The sequence below is a fragment of the Photobacterium sp. CCB-ST2H9 genome, assembly GCF_023151555.2.
Classification (GTDB): Bacteria; Pseudomonadota; Gammaproteobacteria; order Enterobacterales; family Vibrionaceae; genus Photobacterium.
Genome location: NZ_CP100425.1, coordinates 2,178,703 through 2,199,712, shown reverse-complemented (window position 1 = coordinate 2,199,712; position 21,010 = coordinate 2,178,703). Strand labels below are relative to the sequence as shown.

The window sequence follows — 21,010 nt, the reverse complement described above, 5'->3', positions numbered from 1 at the left end:
GATGAAGAGTACCTTTTTAGTCCGTTTGTCCGCTTGTGCTTTCGCTTTGGTTCTGGCCGGATGCGGCCGGGAAGCGCAGCATGAACCGAAAATGCCGCAGCCTGTTGCGGTTTACACCGTAACCATGGAAGACAGCGCCCCCATTTTGTCTTTTCCGGCTGTTGCTGCCGCCGCCGATAAATCTGTTTTGTCTTTCCGTCTGCCGGGTGAAATCATCAAGGTGAATGTGAAGCCCGGGGAGTTCGTAAAGGAAGGCCAGTTGCTGGCACAACTGGATCCGACGGATTACCAGCTTGAAGTCAATGATGCGCAGGCCAAGTTTAATGTGGCCGACAGCCAGTACCGCCGCTCTGCCAAGCTGGTGAAGCAGGGATATCTTGCCCAGTCACAATTTGATGAGCTGGCGGCTCAGCGACAAATCGCTAAGGCGAGGCTGAATCTGGCTAAACTCCGGCTGACCTTTACCGAACTGCATGCACCGTTTAGCGGCGTTATTTCCCGTGTTCCTGTGGAGCAATTTGAGAATGTTCAGGTCGGGGAAGCGGTGATGAATATCCACAGTGCCAAAAATGTCGATATTCTCATTCAGGCGCCGGACATGATTTATTCCAAAAGTACGGCCAGACAGGTTCAGGACCGACATCCGGGTACCAAAGTGGTTCTGGATACCGGTCATGAATATACCGCTTACCTGAAAGAGTACACCACCGAACCGGATCCTGAATTGGGGTCGTTCAAGGTCACCTTAACCATGCCGATGCCGAAGGACGAATTTATTCTGGACGGGACGGCCGTGGAAGTGAAAGTGGATGCCCAGCGCGTGCAGGTTTACCGCTCAGATGAAGTGGTGATCCCGCTGGAAGCCGTGTTTAACGAAGACGGAGATGACATTGGCCCTGCGAATAAGTTTGTCTGGGTTGTAAACGAGGATCATACCGTGACTAAACGCCAGGTGGTGACCGATAAAGTTGTCCCGAACGGCGTGCGTCTGGTCTCCGGCTTAAAAGAAGGTGAAGTGATTGTGACTGAAGGCGTGAACCGTCTCCGTGATGGTCAGCAAGTGAATATTGTCGACCAGGAGGCAGCCAGCTCATGAAACAGGATATCGCAACCTACTTTATTAAAAATAAAGTTATCAGCTGGATGCTGACCCTGATTTTTCTGATTGGGGGCTCGATGTCATTTCTGGATCTGGGACGGCTGGAAGATCCTGAGTTTACAATCAAGGATGCCATGGTGGTTACTTCTTACCCGGGGGCCACGGCTCAGCAGGTTGAGGAAGAAGTCACGTACCCGATTGAAAAAGCGATTGGTCAGTTGCCTTACGTTGACGAGGTCAACTCGATTTCCAGTCGGAATCTGTCGCAAATCACGGTGACCATGAAAAACAAATATGGTCCGAATGACTTGCCGCAAATCTGGGATGAATTACGCCGTAAGGTGAATGATCTCAAACCGAGTCTGCCGCCGGGTGTCGGCACCCCCAAAGTCATCGACGACTTTGGTGATGTGTACGGTATTTTGCTGGCGGTGACCGGTGAAGGGTATTCCTATCGGGAACTGAATGACTACGTCGATTATCTGCGCCGCGAGCTTGAACTGGTTGACGGTGTCGGCAAAGTGCAGGTGACGGGAACGCAGCAGGAGCAGGTTTTCATTGAAATCTCCATGCAGCGTCTGAGCAATCTGGGGATTTCACCGCAAACAATTTATGGCACGCTTCAGCAGCAGAATCTGGTGACCAGTGCTGGTGGTATCCGGGTTGGTGACGAATATATCCGGGTTCAGACCACAGGTGAGTTCCAGAATGTGGATGCGCTGGGTGATCTGATTATCAAAGATGCCGGTTCTCAGGGACTGATTTATCTGCGCGATGTGGCCACGATCAAACGCGGTTTTAAAGAAATTCCGGACAATCTTGTCAGCTATGACGGGATGCAGGCATTGAATGTCGGGGTTTCCTTTGTGTCCGGGATCAACGTGGTAGACGGCGGTAAACGGGTCATGGCCCGGCTGGCAGAGCTGAAAGAGCAGCAGCCTGTCGGGATTGATATTGGCGTGGTGTACAGCCAGCCTTCGGAAGTTGATAAGTCAGTCAGTGGTTTTGTGATCAGTCTGGGCCAGGCTGTGGTCATCGTGATTGTAGTTCTGCTGTTCTTCATGGGGCTGCGTTCCGGACTCTTGATCGGCCTGATCCTGCTGCTGACGGTTCTGGCGACTTTCGTGTTCATGAAGTGGATGGCAATCGATCTGCAGCGAATTTCGCTGGGGGCACTGGTCATTGCGCTCGGGATGCTGGTGGACAATGCCATTGTCGTGGTGGAAGGCATCCTGATCGGGATGCAGAAAGGCCGAACCCGGCTGCAGGCGGCGTCTGATATTGTCACGCAAACCAAATGGCCGCTGTTGGGCGCGACCGTTATCGCAGTGATGGCATTTGCACCGATCGGACTGTCGCAGGACTCAACGGGTGAGTATACCCGCACCCTGTTTACCGTCCTGCTGATCTCCCTGATGCTGAGCTGGTTTACCGCTATTTCCCTGACGCCTTTCTTTGGCGATCTGTTCTTCAAATCACAGAAGATTTCGGACGGCGGTGAAGCGGATGACCCGTACAAAGGTTTTGTCTTTGTTGCTTATCGCAAGTTCCTGGAATTCTGTATGCGCCGGGCATGGCTGACCGTGGTCGCACTGGTGCTGATGCTGGGGGCGAGCCTATACGGTTTCACGCTGATTAAACAGTCATTCTTCCCGGCTTCAACGTCTCCGATGTTCATGGTGGATGTCTGGATGCCGGAAGGAACGGATATTCGCGCAACCAATGATGCGCTGAACCGTTTGCAGCAGCAAATTGAGCAGGACGACATGGTGGAGTTTGTCAGCACCAGTGCCGGCAAGGGTTCACAGCGCTTTATGCTGACGTATTCACCGGAGAAGAGTTATGCCGCTTATGGTGAGCTGATTATCCGGGTGAAACAGTTTGAAGATGTTGTTCCGACCATGTCGATGGTGCATTCCGTGATGCTGAAGGACTTCCCGGAGCTGGAATACAAGCTGAAGCAAATCATGTTAGGCCCGTCTTCCGGCGCGAAAATTGAAGCGCGACTGATTGGTCCGGATCCGACAGTGCTGCGTGGTCTCGCGAAAGAGGTGGTGGATATCATGCGAGCCGACCCGGGAACCGCCAATATCCGTCATGACTGGCGCGAACGGAGCAAAGTGCTGGAGCCGGTGTTCAATGAAAGTCAGGCCCGGCGTTACGGGATTACCAAGAAGGATGTTGATGACTTTCTGCAAATGGCTTTTTCAGGTCTGTCGGTCGGTATTTACCGAGAAGGCACCACGCTGATGCCAATCGTGGCGCGCTTGCCGGATCAGGAACGGGTTGATGTCAGTACCATTGAGGGCATGAAAATCTGGAGTCCCGCGGTTCAGGGTTATGTGCCTTTGCAACAGGTGATTTCTGCAGTCAATGTTCGCTGGGAAGATCCGCTGATTGCCCGGAAAGACAGAAAACGGGTACTGACGGTGATGGCCGATCCGGATCCGTTGGGGGATGAAACAGCAGCGACCGTGCAGAAACGAATTCAGCCTGCGATTGATGCTTTGGATCTGCCACCAGGTTATGCGCTGGAATGGGGCGGCGAATATGAATCGTCCGGTGATGCGAAAGCCTCGCTGTTCAGTTCAATGCCGATGGGGTATCTGATGATGTTTCTGATCACCATCTTCCTGTTTAACAAAGTGAAAGAGGCACTGATTGTCTGGGCGACCGTTCCGCTGGCGGTGATTGGGGTGGCAACCGGTCTGCTGTTGCTGAATACGCCTTTTGGCTTTATGGCATTGCTGGGTTTCCTGAGTCTGTCGGGGATGCTGATTAAAAATGGGATCGTACTGCTTGATCAGATCGAGATCGAAATCAGCAGCGGGAAAGATAAATATGAGGCTGTCGTTGATGCGGCGGTCAGCCGGGTTCGTCCGGTCTGTATGGCCGCGATTACCACGATTCTGGGGATGCTTCCGTTGTTGCCGGATGTATTCTTTAAACCAATGGCGGTGACCATCATGTTCGGTCTGGGGTTTGCCACCGTGCTGACTTTGGTTGTGGTGCCGGTGCTTTACCGTCTGTTCCACAGTGTTCCTTTGCCGTCCAGGCAGGCCTGATTTGACTACCAGATGAAACAACCCGGCTTTTGGCCGGGTTGTTTTTTTAAGGCTGCTGGTTGACGGGTGTGTGCCGGGCGAGCATTGATTTGGTGATCACCGGATACACAATGAGCGAGAATAAAATCATGCTCACGGCCATGGTCAGAAACAGAGGCTTATAACTGAAATCTGCCGGCAGCATCAGCAGCAGGGCAATTGAGACTGCTCCGCGAGCGCCGGAGAAATTCAGCAGCCAGAAATCCAGCCGGGACAGTTTACGGTGGTTAATATGCAGAATAGGGCGCATCAGCCAGAGAGAAATAAACCGCGCGGTAAACAGCAGCGTGATCGACAGGACGATAATGCTGACGGACAGGTTGTCGGGTGACAACAGGGTGAACACGCTGGAACCCAGCAGGAAGAACAGCAGGGCATTGGCGACATAGTCCAGATACTCCCAGATTTCCTGATGTGCCAGATGATCGGCATCATCTTCATAGGGCTTATAGCCATAGGCCAGGGCTGATGCGAACACAGCGAGAATTCCGGAGAAATGCAATTCTTCGGCAACTACAAAACTGCCGTAAGCCAGTGCCAGTGTGATGTTTGTCGTCAGGGTATAATGCCGCTCATGCAAGAGGGCCAGCAGCCAGCGTGCGGCTCTGCCCAGCAGGGCACCAACGGCCAGTGCACCGGCGATATGGGTGAAGAAACTCAGGCTGCTGATAGCCAGATCCAGCTCGGTTTCGCTGAAAAGAACCAGCGAGAGTATCCCCGCAACGGTGACGACAAAGCCGTCATTCAGAATAGATTCGCCTTCGACCAGCAGTTTCTGATCTTCCGTGACACTCTGGTTGTCTTTAAACAAGGCACTGATTGCCAGCGGGTCTGTGGCAGAAATAATGACGCCGAACAGCAGCGCGGGCATCCATGGAATGCCAAGCAACCAGTGAAGCACAGCGGCAATCACCCCCATACTGATGACGATGCCCAGTGTCCCCGCCAGCGTTGCCGGAACCAGTACATGCCGGAAATGAAACAGGCACATGCACTGCGTTGAGGAAAACACCAGCAACGGGACGAAGACATACAGAACGACATGCGGTTCCAGAACCAGATCCGGCAGGTTTGAGTCCGGCATAGCGGAAAATGCACCGTAGGTCAGACCCAGTAAGAGGATCCAGGTAATATCGGAAAACATCCGCCAGCGATGAGAAAAGTAAAAAATCGTGTTGAGTGCTATCCAGCCCAGCACAGCAAACATCACCAGCGAGGGGATAGATTCGTAGCCAGTCACTGAAGTCTCTCCGGAAAAGTGATTGATTTTTATACTCTAAACGGAAAGGGCAATGAAGCAAGCGAATTTCATGAATTCGCGAAGCCCCAAACAAAAGGCTCCGCAAGGGAGCCTTAAAGAGATGATTCTGGCTAAACGAGGGGTTTAGTTTTCCACTTTCCAGCTGATTTGTTCACCGGCGCGGATCGGGACCACAACATCGCCGCCGAATGCCATGGTTTCCGGCACATCCCAACTTTGTTTGGTCAGGGTGATGGTGTCGCTGTTACGTGGCAGGCCATAGAAATCCGGACCATTGTGGCTGGCAAACGCTTCCAGCTTGTCCAGGGCGTCCTCCTGCTCAAAGACTTCCGCATAGAGTTCAATGGCAGCATGTGCGGTATAAGAACCGGCACAACCGCAGGCCGCTTCTTTCTTCCCTTTTGCATGCGGTGCAGAGTCGGTGCCCAGGAAGAATTTTTTGCTGCCGCTGGTAGCCGCTGCAATCAGGGCCTCCTGATGCGTGTTGCGCTTCAGGATCGGCAGGCAGTAGAAGTGCGGGCGAATACCGCCGGCCAGCATATGGTTCCGGTTATACAGCAGGTGATGTGCCGTGATGGTGGCGCCCACGTTCGGTCCTGCGTTGTTCACAAAATCGACCGCATCTTTGGTGGTGATATGTTCCAGCACCACTTTCAGGTCCGGCATTTGGGCGACAATCGGTGCCAGGACAGTTTCCAGGAACACTTTCTCGCGGTCGAAAATATCCACATCGTGCTGGGTCACTTCTCCGTGAATCAGCAGCGGCATCCCGACTTCCTGCATGGCTTCCATGGTTGGCAGCAGTTTGCTGATGTCGGTCACCCCTGAATCGGAGTTAGTTGTGGCGCCGGCCGGATAGAGTTTTGCCGCATAAACATGACCGGTTGCCTTGGCCTTGCGGATTTCATCAGGAGTGGTGTTGTCGGTGAGGTATAAAACCATCAGAGGGGAGAATGTTTCACTTGGCTGGGCAGCCAGAATACGATCACGATAGGCCAGAGCAGCATGCGTGTCGGTTACGGGAGGAATCAGGTTTGGCATGACGATGGCCCGTCCCATATAGCGACTGATGTCCCGAACCGTATCTTTTAGCACATCTCCGTCACGAAGGTGGACGTGCCAGTCATCCGGACGAGTGATAGTGATCGACGTCATAATAGCTCCCTCCAAAAAAATTCGACCGATTCTAAAAGTATGACTTGTCTAAGTAAAGCCGTATTCCATCTTTAGATCTCAAAACTGGCAATCGTTTGCATTGTATGCTCAGAGTTTTGTGAATTTTTCGTTAATAAACGTAACAATTGCGTGAAAGATTGATCGAAAACAATCGTTGAAAAAAAATACATGATAGCGTTCGCAATATGCATGCAGTATCACTGCTGTGTGTTTTGTCAGTGATATTTCTTACTATACCTACATGAGATAGATAATAAATGACACATATAACAAGAACGCAGGATATTACACCAATCATCGATGAGACGTTTCGGATACGCGTGAACGAGACCGAAGTGGACGCTGTTCCGGGTGAAAGTGTACTGAGTACATTACTGGCCAGTGAATTCAGACGATTAATGAAAAATGATTATGGCCAGTCGTCCGGGGCATTTTGTGGCATGGGCGTATGCCATTGCTGCATGGTCAAAATTAACGGGCGCCACAAAAAACGCGCCTGCCAGACCATCGTTCAGCCCGGCATGCAAATTAATACATGCAGTAACCGTGTTGTTGAGGGAGCGGATAAGAATGTCTGAGAAAATTGTGATTGTTGGTGCTGGTCCTGCCGGGATGTCGATTGCGGCGACTTTGTCTGAATATGGCGTGCGTTCAACCGTGCTGGATGAGTCACCTAAAGCTGGCGGTGTGATTTACCGTGGTCCCTGGCGGACGACGCAATCCATGCCTCATCTGGATGAAAGCCTGCAGAAAAAGATTCATTTACAGCAAGCTTTAGTGGCGAAGCATCAGGACAACATTGATTTGCAGACCGAAACCCGGGTGCTGGGGCCACTGGCACAAAATCAGCTGCTGCTTTCGCATCAGGACAAGCTGTCACAATTGGATTTCGATTATTTGTTTCTGGCGACGGGCTGTCAGGAGCGCAGTATTCCATTTCCGGGATGGCAGTTGCCGGGGGTGATGCTGACCGGGGGCATTCAGCTGCAGCTGAAAAGCGGGCTGGTGCGCCCGGGTCATCAGGCCGTGCTGACCGGAACCGGACCTCTGCTAATCCTGGTGGCCTGCCAGCTCCACCGTGCCGGGGTGGATGTGAAAGGGGTCTATGATGCGACGCCATTCACTGAGATCAGCAAAGAGGTGCTGGCATTACTGAACCGTCCGCAGGTCGCGCTGGAGGGGATGTCGCTGATGGCGTACCTCAAACGGCATCATGTCCCGGTGAAACATGGCTGGGGAATTGTGAAAGCAGAAGGCGGCGAAGCCCTCGAGCGCGTTGCAGTGGCGCCTTATAACCGCAACTGGGAAGCCGATAAGCAGCATATTCAATGGATTGACGCGGATCTGCTGGGTGTCGGGTACGGCTTTGCGTCCCGTTCTCAGCTGGCGCAACTGATGGAGCTGGAAGTTCGTGTGGATGAGTTCAGCGGCCTGATTCCGGTTACGGATGAGTATCAGCGCAGCAGTCGTCCGAATATTTACTGTGCCGGTGACTCAGCACGGTTTGCAGGCGCGGATGTCGCCATCGTTGAAGGGCAGATTGCTGCACTCTCGCTGGTGGCCGAACTTCAGCCGGAGAAGGCGGTCGAAGTGAAAGCCAGACTGCCCGAGCTGCAAAAAACGCTGCGCCGTTATTATCGTTTCCGGGGTGCATTTGACCGCGCCAATCAGCGGAAAAAAGGGCTCCTGCAACTGCCAGAGTCGGACACCGTGATTTGCCGCTGTGAGCAGGTGAAGCGTTCAGCTATCGATAAAGCCATCAATGAAGGCTGTCGTGATACCGTGAGCCTGAAGATGCGTACCCGCGTCACCATGGGCGACTGTCAGGGTAAAACCTGCAGCCACTATTGTTATGACCGGCTGGCCCAGGAGGGCTACAACAATGAGCAGGGACATTTCAGGACCCGTTTCCCGCTCGATCCAATTCCTTTCTCAGCCATGGAGGACGAAGCATGAGTCAATATGATGTGGTGATCTGCGGAGGAGGTGTCATTGGCGGTTCGGTCGCCTATGCACTCAGCCGGAATAAGGACCTGAAGATCGCCTTAGTCGATTATAAAAATCCGGGGAATGCCTCACGGGCTTCCGCTGGTGGTTTATGGGCAATGGGCGAGTCTACCGGACTGGGCTGCGGCGTAATTTTGTTTAAAACTCTGTCGAAGCAGTTGCAGGAAGGCGCCGATGTCTCGCAGGCCGAAGGCATGAAGCCGCACATTATGCCAAAGCCGTTTTTTGATCTGGCCATGATGTCGAACGCGATGTATCCGGCGCTCAATCAGGAGTTGCTGGAAAAGCACGGCGTCGATATGAAATTTGAAAAAACCGGGCTGAAGTTTGTGCTGTTCGATCAGTATGACCGGATTTACGCTGAGCACATTGCCTCGGCTGTGCCCGACCGCCAGCAGCATATTCGCTGGCTTGACCGGGATACCCTGCTCAGTGAGGAACCCAACATTTCCCGTGAAGCCATTGGTGCCATGGAATTCGATACGGATCATCAGATCAACCCGTACCGGCTGAACGACGCTTATGTTGAAGCGGCTCGTCAGAACGGTGTTGACCTGTACCTCAATACCAAGGTGACCGGCATTGAGCGTCAGGGCAACCGGGTCACGGCGGTACAGACGTCACGGGGCAAACTGGACTGCGGGATGATCGTGAATGCCGGTGGCTCCTGGGCTGAACAAATCAGCTTGTGGGCGACAGGCATGCAAATGCCGGTCTTCCCGGTGAAAGGCCAGGTGCTGGTTTCAGAAAAGCTGCCAAAGATCCTGAATGGCTGTATTACCACCAGTGACTGCTACATCGCGCAGAAAGACAATGGTGAGATCCTGATTGGCTCGACGACAGAAGAGCGGGGCTATGACACCAGCACCGATCTGACCCTGCTGAAGCAGCTGGCTCAGGGGGCGATGAAGTCTATCCCTCAGTTGCGTGATATGAATATCAAACGCTGCTGGGCCGGATTACGTCCGGGGTCGCCGGATGAACTGCCGATTCTCGGTCCGATGCCCGGCATCGAAGGTTACATGAATGCCTGCGGACATTTCCGTACCGGCATGCTGACCTCAGCCATCACCGGTAAGTTGCTGAACGAACTGGTTCGTGGCGAACCGACCAGCGTCGATATCACGCCGTTCTTGTACGATCGTTTCCTGAACGAGAGCGGGGACATGGTGGGTGAATATCACCTGGAAGCCAGTTTGTAAGTTTCGTTTGGTTTTCTGACTTCAGTTTTTCAGACATTGAAAGCCTCAGGCAGTTGGCCTGAGGCTTTTTGTTTGCAGCGTTTATTGCTCAGACAAGCTGTCAGTCCGGGATGGTTTGGAGGATATTTCAGCAACCAGACATATCCCGCAACCGATGGTGTAAGCCAGAATGTCGAGCCAGTCGAAGGTCGCGCCCAGAATGATCCGGAGGGCCGTGTGATCTTCCCAGCCCAGCCATTGAAGCACCTGAACATACTGCGCCAGTTCGACGGCGTAAGCGAATGCGAGTACGCCCAGGCTGGCGAGCCATGGCTGACAGCGAATGACCGAGGTCACGCAGGCATAGATCCAGACTACGACCAGCACATCACCCAGGAAAGGGCGCACAAAACTGTCACGGACAAACAGGGCAATCAGTACCAGAACAACCAGCAATATGACGCTGGTCAGGCAGCGAGCAGGGGAAAATCGGAACATCGGAATCCTTCGTTTTATTCGGGTCAGAGGAAAGGAACCGTTTTGTGTAAACGGCTCCTGAGATGAAACGGTTGATATTGTGGTGTGATTAAGCCGTCGGATCGGGTTCTGTGTTTGACTCGTTGTCTGGCTCAGAGGCTTCACGAATGGATGATTTGCCATACCAGTTGATGTGTCGTGTCATGACCATCACCAGACTCAGAATGGCGAAGCACAACAGGGTGCCCATCAGCAGAGCATAGCTTTCTGCCTGCAGCAGTCCGAACAGCAGGGCATACAGTACCAGCATGCACCCCGCGAAAACTGCACCATGCCGGTTGTGTTTCAGGATACCGGAAACATAAACACCCAACACCGCACTGGAAGCCATGGCAGAGACCAGATATGCCCAGTTAAAGCCAATGTGCTCACTGAAAGAAATCAGCAGCAGGTAAAACACCGCCAGTGCCAGGCCGACAAAACCATACTGAACCGGGTGAATCGGTTTGGCCTGAAAGATTTCCAGCAAATAGAAGGCCGCGAAAACCAATGTGATGACAAGCAGCGAGTAATTAATGGCCCGGTATGACTTCAGATAATGATCAACCGGTTCAATTAGGCTGACTCCCATTTGACGGCTGTTCAGTTGTGAACACTGATCATCAGACTGGCAACGGTTCAGCAGCTCGTCAATATTACTGGACAGGTGGTTCGTCATCCAGACCGCCTTGAAGCCCTGTTCAGAAATGTCAGATTCGATCGGCAGATAATCTCCGGTAAAACTTGGATGCGGCCAGGGGGAGCTCAGGCGGACCTCAGTTTGTTTTCCAATCGGGGAAACACTGAGTGAGTCCATCCCCTGAAGTACCATGGCCAGATCAAAGCGGAGTGGTTGGGCAAGATCGAGCGTTGCCAGATCCAGCGGAATGTGGAATCCCTGGGACCAGTGCTTCAGATCGGTACCGGGCTCAACCTGGTAATCCGTGCCGTTGAGCTGTGCTTTGCCAATGTGGTTGATACCACGGCTGTCGGAAACGGCGACGACCAGCTCGACGGTATCAATCTGACTTTGCGGCAGCTCTGTGATCGGCGATAGATCAAGCTGTCCGGCCAGCTGGGTATCGGCGTGATAAAGCCGGGCGGTGTAAATGCCGCGGTATTTTTCAAAACTTTTTAGTGCCGCGTTGATGCGAAATTGTTCCGGCAGAATGAACTTGGCCTTTCTGATTTCATAGGGCCCTTCTTTGCCGTTTACGGTTTGTCTGTATTTGACAATCATCAGCGGCCCTAAAATGGACTGCTTGTCGCTGCTGCTCCGGGCGATGTCCTGGCGTACGGATTGCTGCAAGTCAGAACGCTCGCTGATTAAGTCCTGAATCATGGATGTCGGGATTTGTAGCATCACCAGCAAGAACAGCACCAACCCGAACTTCATGCCAATCTCACTTTGAAAGAGTTTTTTCATCATTCGTCTCCTTTGTTGGCAGAAACTTTATCTACCTCAATTGGAGTCATGATGGTGAGAATGTGGAGATTTTATGGAGTTGGTAAAATCAGCGTGACATAAACCCCTTCAGCAACGTTTTCAATTGTCAGTTCGCCGCCATGCAGCTTCATGACCTGTTCGATAAAATTCAGCCCAAGACCGGTACTTTTCGCGCCATTGGCCCGCGGGAGTGAATAGAAGCGTTCGGTCAGACGGGGCAGGGCGTAGTCAGGGATCTGTGGCCCCTGATTGAAAATTGTCACCGTGATGTGATTGCCTTGCCGTTCGGCATGCCACTGAATGTCGCCAGACGGGGTCACGAAGTCCAGTGCATTTTCCATCAGATTAAACAACGCCTGTTGCAGCAGGAAGGGATCACCATCAACGGCCAGTGTTTCATCTGCGTTGATCCGGCAGCGCGCTGCTTTGATGTTTAACCTCGCTTCAGAAGACTGCACGACAGTGTCGAGCAACGGGTACAGCGGAATCCGGGAGACCTGCTCCAGTTGGGGCATTTTTTCCAGTCGCGCCAGTTCCAGCAGTCGTTCGATCAGGTGCTGCATCCGGCTGCTTTCCCGCTCAATATTCCCGGCGAAACGGGCCACTTTTTCTTCCGGCAGCGGCATTTGTAAAATCTCGCTTGCCCCTTTGATGGCTGAAAGCGGGCTTTTCAGTTCATGGGTGAGGGTCTGCACATAGTCTTCGACGTACTGTTTGCCATCGAGCTGATTACGCAGTTTTTCCAGGGCGTTACTCAAGGTCGCAAACTCATAGAAGATCCGAAATGTCGGCCGGGCGACTTTTTTGCCGGCCCCCATTTTTTCAGCGTAATCTTCCAGCCGGTGCAGGGCAGAATGCACCCGCCAGGCAACCAGACCGCCGACCAGTAAGATCAGAGCGGTCATTAAGAGCATCCAGAACGCTACATTTCGTTTGGTCTGATCAATAAATGGCTGAATCGAACGGTTAGCTTTCGCAACGGTGACACTGCCGATGATTTCACCATTGTGATACACCGGCGCGGCAATATGCATGACGCTGGAGGTGGGATCTTCCGGATCCAGCGGCGTACTTCGGGCACCATATTTGCCCCGTAGGGTCAGGTAAACATCATTCCATTGTGAATAGTCTTGTCCGATGTCCTGCCGCCAGGAATCGGCCACGACAATACCGTTTTTGTCCGTAATATAGATCCGGTGATTGATGGCGTTTTTTCCGATTTCCCAGATCCGGGCATTCGGATTACGCTTCCCGTAAGCTGAAATCAATTCAGACAGACGGCCTTCAGTGATATCGCCATTGGCTAAATCATCCTCAGCAAGCACAGCCAGTAAATTTGCCATATCTACCAGCGTTTCTTCTGTCGCCTGCCGCACTGTCGGCTTGAGTTCCTGAATCACCGTGGTGCTGACCCCGTAGGCTGTCATGGCAACCAGGACAAAAAACAGAATAAACAGGCGGATACCCAGCGGGATCCGGGGCCAGCGGCTCATGCGTGTTCCTTGTCTGAATAGAAGTAACCAAAGCCGCGTTTGGTCTGAATCCGTTCCGCAAGGCCGACAGCTTTCAGCTTCTGGCGGATCGCTTTGATATGGGAATCGATATTGCGTTCATACACGGCCTCCGGGGCCATATCAGCCGCCACCATCAGTTGTTCTCGGCTGAAAACCCGGGGACTGCCCAGCACCAGTTTGTCGAGGATTTTGAACTCGGCCGCAGTCAGCCCCAGCGGCTGGCTCTGGTAGCAAAAGTCAAAGTTGTCGGCAAACAGGTTATTTGTCACGACTTCTGGCACAGTTTCCTGTACGGACGCCTGTGCAGATGTTTGTGCAGCCTCGAACTCAGCCGCTGGACGGTTTTTGATTCTGAGTTTGATGCGTGCAAGCATCTCACGCGGGCTGAACGGCTTGGTGACATAATCATCCGCGCCGATTTCTAAGCCGACCACGCGATCGATTTCATCATTTCTTGCCGTTAAGAAGATAATCGGAATATCGGAGAATTCACGGATGGATTTACACAGCTCAAAACCATTGCCGTCCGGCAGGCCGACATCCAGCACCAGCAGCTCAGGCTGGTGGTCTTTCAGGTAAGCCAGCCCTTCGCCTGCGGTCGGAAACCAGCTGACCTGATAGCCATCCAGTTCCAGCACGTGAATCAGGGTGTCCGCAATGGCGGGTTCATCTTCAATGATCAGGATATTCAAAGCGCGACTCTTCTTATTGTTGATCCCGGGATTATACCTGTGCTGTTTCTGTCCTTTCGAGCCAATCCCGTCAAAACATGTGATTTTCCTTGAATTAAAAGAATTTCTCCGGCTCAATTCAGCTTATTTCCAGAAGTTATCCGAGCCATGGAACCTTTACCTTATTTAAGAGAAATTCAGCTCAAACGCGATCAGATTGATTCTTTCAAGGCCTATCCGTTTTCTATTCCCGCCGTGAAAGGGCTGGATAAAATTGATTTCAGCGCAGAAGTGACCATTCTGGTTGGTGAGAACGGCAGTGGCAAATCAACGTTACTGGAAGCCATTGCGGTTGGCATGGGATTCAACGCGGAAGGAGGCTCGAAAAACTTTCATTTTTCAACCCGAAGCACCCATTCGGAACTGTACAAATATCTGCGCTTCAGTAAATCGTTCAGACGTTACAAAGACGGATTCTTTCTCAGAGCCGAAAGCTTTTATAACGTCTCTACCCATATTGATGAACTGGATGAAGCCCCGAGCTTCGGCCCGCCAATTATTGATTCGTATGGTGGCGTGTCATTGCATCATCAGTCTCATGGCGAATCTTTCCTGAGCTTGATGGTTGAACGATTCGGTGGAAAAGGGCTGTATATCCTCGACGAACCCGAAGCCGCGTTATCGCCGATGCGTCAGCTGTCGGTGCTCAGCCGCATGCATCAGCTGGTGCAGGACCAATCGCAATTTATCATCGCCACCCACTCCCCGATGCTTATGGCCTATCCCGGCGCCCGGATCTATCAAATCGGTCCGTCTGGCATACACCCGATCAAATACGAAGACACGGAGCATTACACGATTACCAAGGCTTTTCTGAATCACCCCAGACCGATGTTGGATGAGTTATTTGTAGATAACTGATGGGGCGGTTTGTTTTGTTTTTTGTGGAATTTTGGATCGTGATTTAGGGAAGGTGGACTAGAGTTGGCAAAAGATGATCCTTTTATTTTGGATATTCGCTTCGATACGCGACAAGGGAACCCATCGCTAAAATTTGATGTAAGACTCGCAGGATCATCAAAGTAAAGAAAAATTCTCTCGGATAGCAAGTGAAAGTGGTCCGATAAGTATGCATTTGTGTAAACGGCAGTTGCATGAATGCAATAGAATAACCCGATGATATGGATGATAGAATGCCGTTTCACATCCTGAACTCTGCAGAACCTGAAAATTTGAAAAAGCGGGACGGAGAAAATTCAGTGGTTATTCTATGTTTTTTCGTTGTTATCAGGCTTGCCAATTTTCTTAATTCTGGTGAGAAAATGTCCATATTATGAGCTGTAATTATCAATAGGAATTGAACAAATGGAATTGTCTGTCCACCTGGAAATTGTGAAAAAAGCGGTTGAAAGTCTTGGGCTGAACTTTGAAATATTGGACAAGTACTCAAAGAGAGTCGCAGAGATCTCTTGCTTGGATCAGTCCATTCTTGTTCAGTCACCGCAATACTTTTGTAACTCACAAACCGCCGCATCCCTTGCCCAAGACAAAGCGTATACAGATATCATCTTAAAACGCGCGGGAATCGCAACGCCTCAAGGGGATTACTTTTTTAAAGTTGAAGGTGAAAACCTTACGGCGAAAGGGGTTGAAGAAGCATTTCAATACGCCAATGCACTTGGTTATCCAGTTTTTTTTAAGCCGATCAATGGATCTCATGGGCGTTTTGCGAGAGTCATCTATTCAGATGCTGAGCTTTATCGCCAACTTGTGCTGCTTCCGGGAGAATACAATGGATTTGTTCTTCAGGAAGTTGTCTCCGGATGTGAGCATCGATTGGTCATTCTGAAAGGGAAGCCTTACTTTTCCTATAAAAAATATATTCCAATGCTGATCGCGAATGGCATGGATTCATATGAGACGCTTTTGGATAAATCACCTTATGAATATGAACGCTATCAAGGGTATTTATCCAGTGTTGTGGGGGCACTCTCAGGCATTCCGGAAAGATTTCAGACGATTCCTTTGGCGCCAAATGCGAACCCGAATAACGGTGGAGTCATTGAAGATTTCCGGACTTCATTTTCAAAAGAAATCGTTGACTGGTCAGCGAAGATCTATGCTGCCACCAAACTTGAAGTCATCGGTGTCGATTTGTTTTCACCTTGCGATATGGATTCTGATGTCGGGCTTTTTAAGGTGCTGGAGATTAACTCGAATCCATTTCTGAAGACGATTTACCAGAATGGTTACAGCGATGTTGCCATTGGGGTCTGGCAGGTGCTTCTTTCTGAACACTTTCACCTTTCAATTCATAGAGAGGCCGTGAATGGTGTCCCTGTCGTGTGATCACCCCAGTGCGATACCAGTGCCTCACGCAATACAGTCAGTTTCGCTGAGTACTGGCGCGAGGGCGGGTAGAGTAAGGTTATAGGTTGTGGCGGTGGTGCGTATTGGCAGAGCACTTCCTGCAATCGTCCGTCGGCGAGGTAAGGGCGGACGAAAAATGTCAGCAGTTGTGCAATGCCAGTTCCGGCATTGGCTGCGTCGACCAAAGGATCACCATGATCGAGGACTAGGTTTCCGCCGACCTCAAGGCTGATGCGTTTGCCGTTTTCCGTAAACTGCCAGGGATTCATCTGCCCGGTGGAAGACAGCCTGACTCTCAGGCAATTATGCTGTGATAATGCCTCAATGGACTGAGGCACCCCCCGTCGGGCGAGGTATTTGGCAGAGGCGACAGTGACCCAACTGGCCGGTGCCAGCTTTTTTGCGATCACCCTGGCATCCGCAACGGGGCCGCTCCGAATCACTGCGTCAAATCCCTCTTCGATAATATCGACCGTTCGGTCGGTCAGCACTAACTCGATATTTAGCTGCGGATGCGTTGTCAGCAAATCGCTGACGATAGGGATCAGGATCAGGCGTCCGAATGCGGAAGGGGCACTGATTTTCAGCGTCCCTTTGGGGGCCGTGCCATGGTGCTGCATTTCATGCTGGGCGTCAGATAATCCGGTGATCAAAGGGCGGACGCGGGTCAGAAAGAGTTCACCGTCTGCGGTCAGACTCAGGCTGCGGGTATTACGGTGTAACAACTTTACGCCCAGCTGTGTTTCCAGTCGGCTGACGGCCCGTGAAATACCGGATTGCGTGATGCCTAATTGTGCTGCTGCAAGAGTGAAACTTCGATTGTCGGCAACTTTGATGAATTGCCGGATGGCATTGAGGTCAGCATCCATGATTTAAGTCATTAGTGAAATGATTTGAAGATATTTATTGATGATAATTCATAAATGATACTGGGTGAACCTTATCCTTTATCTGGAATCAATTTATGCGATCTTCTTTACCTTCAGGGGTTTACCTGCTGAGCCTTGGTATTTTTATGATGATTTCCTGCGAGTTGCAGGTGTTGGGGTTTATGCCTGCACTGGCGGCTGATCTGGGCGTTTCTCTTGCTGAGATTGGTTATCTGGTTTCCACTTTTGCGGCCAGTATGGCGATTGGCGGCCCGCTCCTCATGCTTGTGTTGTCCCGATTCCCGCCCCGAACGATTCTGGTCAGCCTTTATGCCGTTTTCATTCTGGGTGAATTGTTCGGCGCGCTTGCACAAAGCTATCTCCAGCTGGTGTTTGCTCGTGCGGTGACCGGAATGGTGTCGGGTGCATTCTTTGGGGTATCCATCGGGCTTTGCACAAGGATTACGGCGCCGCAAGATACCTTAAGGGCCATCGCCATGGTGCTGGCTGGCATCATGTTGGGCACTATTATTGGTTTGCCGCTGGCGAAATTAATTGCTGAACATTGGGGATGGCGCGGTAGTTTTTATGTTGTGGCCGTACTGGCCGTGTTCAGTTCAGGGGTGACCCTGAAAGTCATTCCGTCTCTGCCCGCTGAAGCGCCGCAACCTGTGAAGCAAGAATTGAAAGGGGTACTGGACGCGCGGTTATGGTGGGTATTTGCAACCAGTTTTTGTGTTCTCAGCGCAGTCTATGCGCCGTTCAGTTTCATCGTGCCGATATTGACCGACCTTGCGGTATTGCCGGACGGGGTCGTCACCTGGCTGCTGTTTGTCTACGGATTATGCATGCTGCTCGGGAACCACTTCGTTGCTCAGCTTGCGGTGAAACACGCGAAAGCCACACTCGCAGGTGGTTTAGGGGGATTGATCATGATTTTTGTGGTGTTCGCTCTGTATGCCGACGTTGCCTGGGTATCCGTAGTGTGCCTTGTGGCAATGGGTTTTTGCGGTGTGAGCCTCAACCCGGCTCTGGTCAGCCGGTTGATGGAACTGCCGCAGGGGCAACGGTCATTGATTAATACGTTGCATGCGTCTGTTGTGAATGTAGGAATCATGTCGAGCAGTTTTGCCGCCGGTCTGATGCTGGACTTTGGTTTCAGTCTCCGCAGCACAATCTGGATGGGGGCTGCCATTGCTGTTGTCGGGCTGATCCTGCTTGGGCTGTCACCAAAACTATCTTCCCGGTCAAATCAGGCCCTATCGCAGCTACCTCAAACTCAAATCCATTAAAACGGTATGTTTTGCAAAGCAAAGTGTACAAACATCGTCGTTCTCAAGTACTAAAAGGGCGTAAAGCCCTTTCTTGACCGTTTTGAATCGTATTTTTGAGGGCTTGTTTTATCAATGGTTATATTTGACGGCATCGGAATATTGAAAATGATACGGTGTTAAAGGACAGTGACTTTGAAAAAGCGTAGAGTCTGACCTTAGCGACCGCTCCTCATGAGATGAACGGTACAGAGCAATTCAGGATTGTCATTTGTCATGCTGACTTTATTGTGGTTCGTTTGAGTCTCTGGCATAGAGTAGGGCTTTCAGGATGAAAGTCAGATAGCATCACGTCAGTTTGAAATAAGGATATTCAGATGTACATCTCACAAGTGACGCTTGCAGCGTTAGAACAAGTATCGGTTTTGTTCGATGCTTATCGTCAGTTCTACGCGCAAGAATCAGATCTGGGTGCTGCCAGAGCATTTATTGCAAAGCGTTTAGAAGAACAAGATTCCGTTATTTTTCTCGCGAGAACTGAAACAGATGAGCCTTTGGGGTTTGTTCAGCTCTATCCTTCATTTTCATCTGTTGCCATGAAAAGAATGTGGTATCTCAACGACCTTTATGTTTCAGAAAATGCCCGTCATCAAGGTGTTGCACGAGCACTGTTAAAGTATGTGGAAACATTTGCCAAAGAAACGAATGCACTGACTGTCAAACTGGCAACTGCGGTATCGAATGAGAAAGCGAAGTCGCTCTATGAGTCTGAAGGTTATGCCAAAGTGACTGCTTTTGAGCATTACACGCAACGGGTGAAATAAATGGCGTTGAAGACCAGAGTCCATCATGATTTCGACAAATGTGACCGTTCAGAGGATACCGTGAGTGCAGATGTCTGATGTCGAAAGTAAGGGAAAAGTGCGGGTAAGAAAAGCCACGGAAAAGGACTTGGATATGATTTACCGCATGGGGTATGACACTTGGGGGAATCGTGAATCATGGCGTTCGTATCTTTGTCAGTGCCGAAAGAGTTCAAAATATCAATCGGGTTGCTGGTATGTATTGGTCGTTGAAGACCGGTTGGTGGCTTCTCTGCTTGTGCATGCAGATCATTTTGGCTTAGAGATGAATTGCCGTGGCATTGGTTCAGTGGCAACATTTCCGGAAGAAAGAGGCCAGGGTTTTGCATCCTTGTTAGTGGACAAAGTGGTCAGGATGCTGCTGATGAAAGAACACATCGATACTGTTTTGTTGCATTGTGATATAGACTTTCGATTTTATGAAAATCTCGGGTTTCACCGGCTCCTGCAAAGTCACTGTATGTATCGTACAAAATTATCAAAACAGTATGCCGGACCTATCCCTGATTATTTTTAGCAGGTGATTCATGATGACTGGTTTCGATTGTGGCGAAAGGTTCATATGAACAAAAAACATAATGAGATGAAAGAGAAATTCATGCGGCAGAAGTTATACCTGATACCGGGCACTCAGTGTAATGATAGGCTGTGGGAAAAACTGGTTTTTTATTTGAATCCATTATTTGAAGTGGTTTATCTGGATATTCCCGACAACATGAACTTTGATGAAATTTGTGATGAGTTCAACCATCGCCTCCAGGACGAAAAGCTCAATTTCATCGGATTTTCATTGGGAGGGTATATTGCCACGTATTTTTCGACGAAGTATCCGGAACGTGTCGATAAACTCTTTGTTATTTCGAATAGTCCTAAGAGCCTCCCGCCTGAAGAGTTGCAACAACGATACAATGTATTCAAGCTGGTCAGTGCCTATGGATACAAGGGCATGACGCGAAGAAAAGCGGCGTCAATGCTGGATAGTGAACATCAATCGGATGAGTTGATTGATATCATTCTGGAAATGGATAAGGCGTTAGGTGCCGAAGTGTTTCTGAGCCAGTGCCAATATACATCCGAACGACAAGATTTGGCGAAAGCGCTGACAGAGTTTCCTGGTCATGCTCACTTCTTTCATAGTGAAAATGACGCGCTGGTGGACACACAATGGTTGAATCGTCTCTGTCATCTTAATCCAAATCTAACCGCGACAAGTACGCCGGGCTCTGGTCACATGTTGCCGCTGGAGAAACCTCGGGAATTGGCGAATGCAATGATTGCTTACTTTCACGAGTAAGCATCGTGAAAGCTGTATACTGAAGCAGTAATATTTACCTGCTGATTTCTAAGTAGCCGATGTTGTTCATTTGGCTAAAATAATAAGTTTCATCATAAAGCTAATAGATACTTTTATTACTCGAACCTAATCTGACAGATAAATCCTTTTCCATGTTCTCAGGTGTGAACTGAAGATGAATCTTTCTACTACTCGGGGGTGTAGGCATTCTCTAAGACATTGGTACATTGTCGCAATCAATCGGAATGATGTACTCCACTCCCTGTTTGATGATTTTCTGTTTGCACGCAGGTTCATTCGTTATTTTTGTCCAGCCCCAGCTTAATAAAATACTGAGAATGACGAATATAATCGGGTCTATTTTTGT

The 21,010-nt window shown here is 50.6% G+C and carries 18 protein-coding genes; 11 read left to right on the top strand and 7 right to left on the bottom strand.

Going from position 1 to position 21,010, the window contains the following annotated elements:
* Window position 1: 1 nt before the first annotated feature.
* Both L4174_RS10275 and L4174_RS10270 read left to right on the top strand, forming a co-directional pair.
* On the top strand, window positions 2-1,096 hold the full coding sequence (locus L4174_RS10275; protein ID WP_248140671.1) for an efflux RND transporter periplasmic adaptor subunit: 1,095 nt from the start codon (window positions 2-4) through the stop codon (window positions 1,094-1,096).
* A complete protein-coding gene (locus tag L4174_RS10270; protein WP_248140670.1) occupies window positions 1,093-4,164 on the top strand; it encodes an efflux RND transporter permease subunit in 3,072 nt (1,023 codons plus the stop codon). Before L4174_RS10275 ends, L4174_RS10270 begins: the two co-directional genes overlap by 4 nt.
* 46 nt (window positions 4,165-4,210) lie before the next feature.
* Here the strand turns inward: L4174_RS10270 and L4174_RS10265 are convergent, their stop codons facing one another.
* Window positions 4,211-5,443 (bottom strand): sodium:proton antiporter, encoded by a 1,233-nt coding sequence (locus L4174_RS10265; RefSeq protein WP_248140669.1) that lies wholly within the window; start codon window positions 5,441-5,443, stop codon window positions 4,211-4,213.
* A gap of 144 nt (window positions 5,444-5,587) precedes the next feature.
* The gene (gene pyrC / locus L4174_RS10260) at window positions 5,588-6,619 is read right to left on the bottom strand and encodes a dihydroorotase (protein WP_248140668.1); all 1,032 of its coding nucleotides are present in this window, start codon (window positions 6,617-6,619) and stop codon (window positions 5,588-5,590) included.
* A gap of 278 nt (window positions 6,620-6,897) precedes the next feature.
* Between pyrC and L4174_RS10255 the strand changes: the two genes are divergently transcribed.
* From L4174_RS10255 to L4174_RS10245, 3 genes are read left to right on the top strand one after another with little or no spacing between them, the layout of a single operon-like run.
* On the top strand, window positions 6,898-7,218 hold the full coding sequence (locus L4174_RS10255) for a 2Fe-2S iron-sulfur cluster-binding protein (protein ID WP_256549289.1): 321 nt from the start codon (window positions 6,898-6,900) through the stop codon (window positions 7,216-7,218).
* Window positions 7,211-8,596 carry an NAD(P)/FAD-dependent oxidoreductase gene (locus L4174_RS10250; RefSeq protein WP_248140667.1) on the top strand — a complete coding sequence of 462 codons (1,386 nt, stop codon included), beginning with the start codon at window positions 7,211-7,213 and terminating at the stop codon, window positions 8,594-8,596. The genes L4174_RS10255 and L4174_RS10250 overlap by 8 nt, the downstream gene beginning before the upstream one ends.
* Window positions 8,593-9,849 (top strand): FAD-binding oxidoreductase, encoded by a 1,257-nt coding sequence (locus tag L4174_RS10245; protein WP_248140666.1) that lies wholly within the window; start codon window positions 8,593-8,595, stop codon window positions 9,847-9,849. Before L4174_RS10250 ends, L4174_RS10245 begins: the two co-directional genes overlap by 4 nt.
* 81 nt (window positions 9,850-9,930) lie before the next feature.
* Here the strand turns inward: L4174_RS10245 and L4174_RS10240 are convergent, their stop codons facing one another.
* From L4174_RS10240 to L4174_RS10225, 4 genes are all read right to left on the bottom strand, one after another.
* Window positions 9,931-10,326: a DUF2809 domain-containing protein gene (locus tag L4174_RS10240; RefSeq protein WP_248140665.1), complete on the bottom strand. Its 396-nt coding sequence runs from the start codon at window positions 10,324-10,326 to the stop codon at window positions 9,931-9,933.
* Window positions 10,327-10,414: 88 nt separating this feature from the next.
* The gene (gene creD, locus L4174_RS10235; protein WP_248141677.1) at window positions 10,415-11,770 is read right to left on the bottom strand and encodes a cell envelope integrity protein CreD; all 1,356 of its coding nucleotides are present in this window, start codon (window positions 11,768-11,770) and stop codon (window positions 10,415-10,417) included.
* 71 nt (window positions 11,771-11,841) lie between these two features.
* Entirely contained in the window at window positions 11,842-13,284 is a 1,443-nt protein-coding gene (creC, locus tag L4174_RS10230; protein ID WP_248140664.1) for a two-component system sensor histidine kinase CreC, read from the bottom strand.
* Complete coding sequence (locus L4174_RS10225; RefSeq protein WP_248140663.1) at window positions 13,281-13,997, bottom strand: response regulator; 717 nt, start codon at window positions 13,995-13,997, stop codon at window positions 13,281-13,283. The genes creC and L4174_RS10225 overlap by 4 nt, the downstream gene beginning before the upstream one ends.
* Before the next feature lie 147 nt (window positions 13,998-14,144).
* On the opposite strand from L4174_RS10225, the gene L4174_RS10220 reads away from it, so the two are divergent.
* Window positions 14,145-14,897 (top strand): AAA family ATPase, encoded by a 753-nt coding sequence (locus L4174_RS10220; protein WP_248140662.1) that lies wholly within the window; start codon window positions 14,145-14,147, stop codon window positions 14,895-14,897.
* A gap of 444 nt (window positions 14,898-15,341) precedes the next feature.
* Window positions 15,342-16,325 (top strand): RimK family alpha-L-glutamate ligase, encoded by a 984-nt coding sequence (locus L4174_RS10215; protein ID WP_248140661.1) that lies wholly within the window; start codon window positions 15,342-15,344, stop codon window positions 16,323-16,325.
* Here L4174_RS10215 and L4174_RS10210 read toward each other — a convergent pair.
* Window positions 16,289-17,215, bottom strand: coding sequence for a LysR family transcriptional regulator (locus L4174_RS10210; protein WP_248140660.1), 927 nt, complete (start codon window positions 17,213-17,215; stop codon window positions 16,289-16,291). The genes L4174_RS10215 and L4174_RS10210 overlap by 37 nt on opposite strands.
* Window positions 17,216-17,310: 95 nt before the next feature.
* Between L4174_RS10210 and L4174_RS10205 the strand changes: the two genes are divergently transcribed.
* The 4 genes from L4174_RS10205 (at window position 17,311) to L4174_RS10190 (ending at window position 20,643) form a co-directional block, all read left to right on the top strand.
* Window positions 17,311-18,507 carry an MFS transporter gene (locus tag L4174_RS10205; protein ID WP_248140659.1) on the top strand — a complete coding sequence of 399 codons (1,197 nt, stop codon included), beginning with the start codon at window positions 17,311-17,313 and terminating at the stop codon, window positions 18,505-18,507.
* A 356-nt stretch (window positions 18,508-18,863) separates the two neighbouring features.
* Window positions 18,864-19,310 (top strand): N-acetyltransferase, encoded by a 447-nt coding sequence (locus L4174_RS10200; RefSeq protein ID WP_248140658.1) that lies wholly within the window; start codon window positions 18,864-18,866, stop codon window positions 19,308-19,310.
* Window positions 19,311-19,380: 70 nt separating this feature from the next.
* Complete coding sequence (locus L4174_RS10195) at window positions 19,381-19,866, top strand: GNAT family N-acetyltransferase (protein WP_248140657.1); 486 nt, start codon at window positions 19,381-19,383, stop codon at window positions 19,864-19,866.
* An 81-nt stretch (window positions 19,867-19,947) separates the two neighbouring features.
* Entirely contained in the window at window positions 19,948-20,643 is a 696-nt protein-coding gene (locus L4174_RS10190) for an alpha/beta fold hydrolase (protein ID WP_248140656.1), read from the top strand.
* Window positions 20,644-21,010 lie beyond the last annotated feature (367 nt).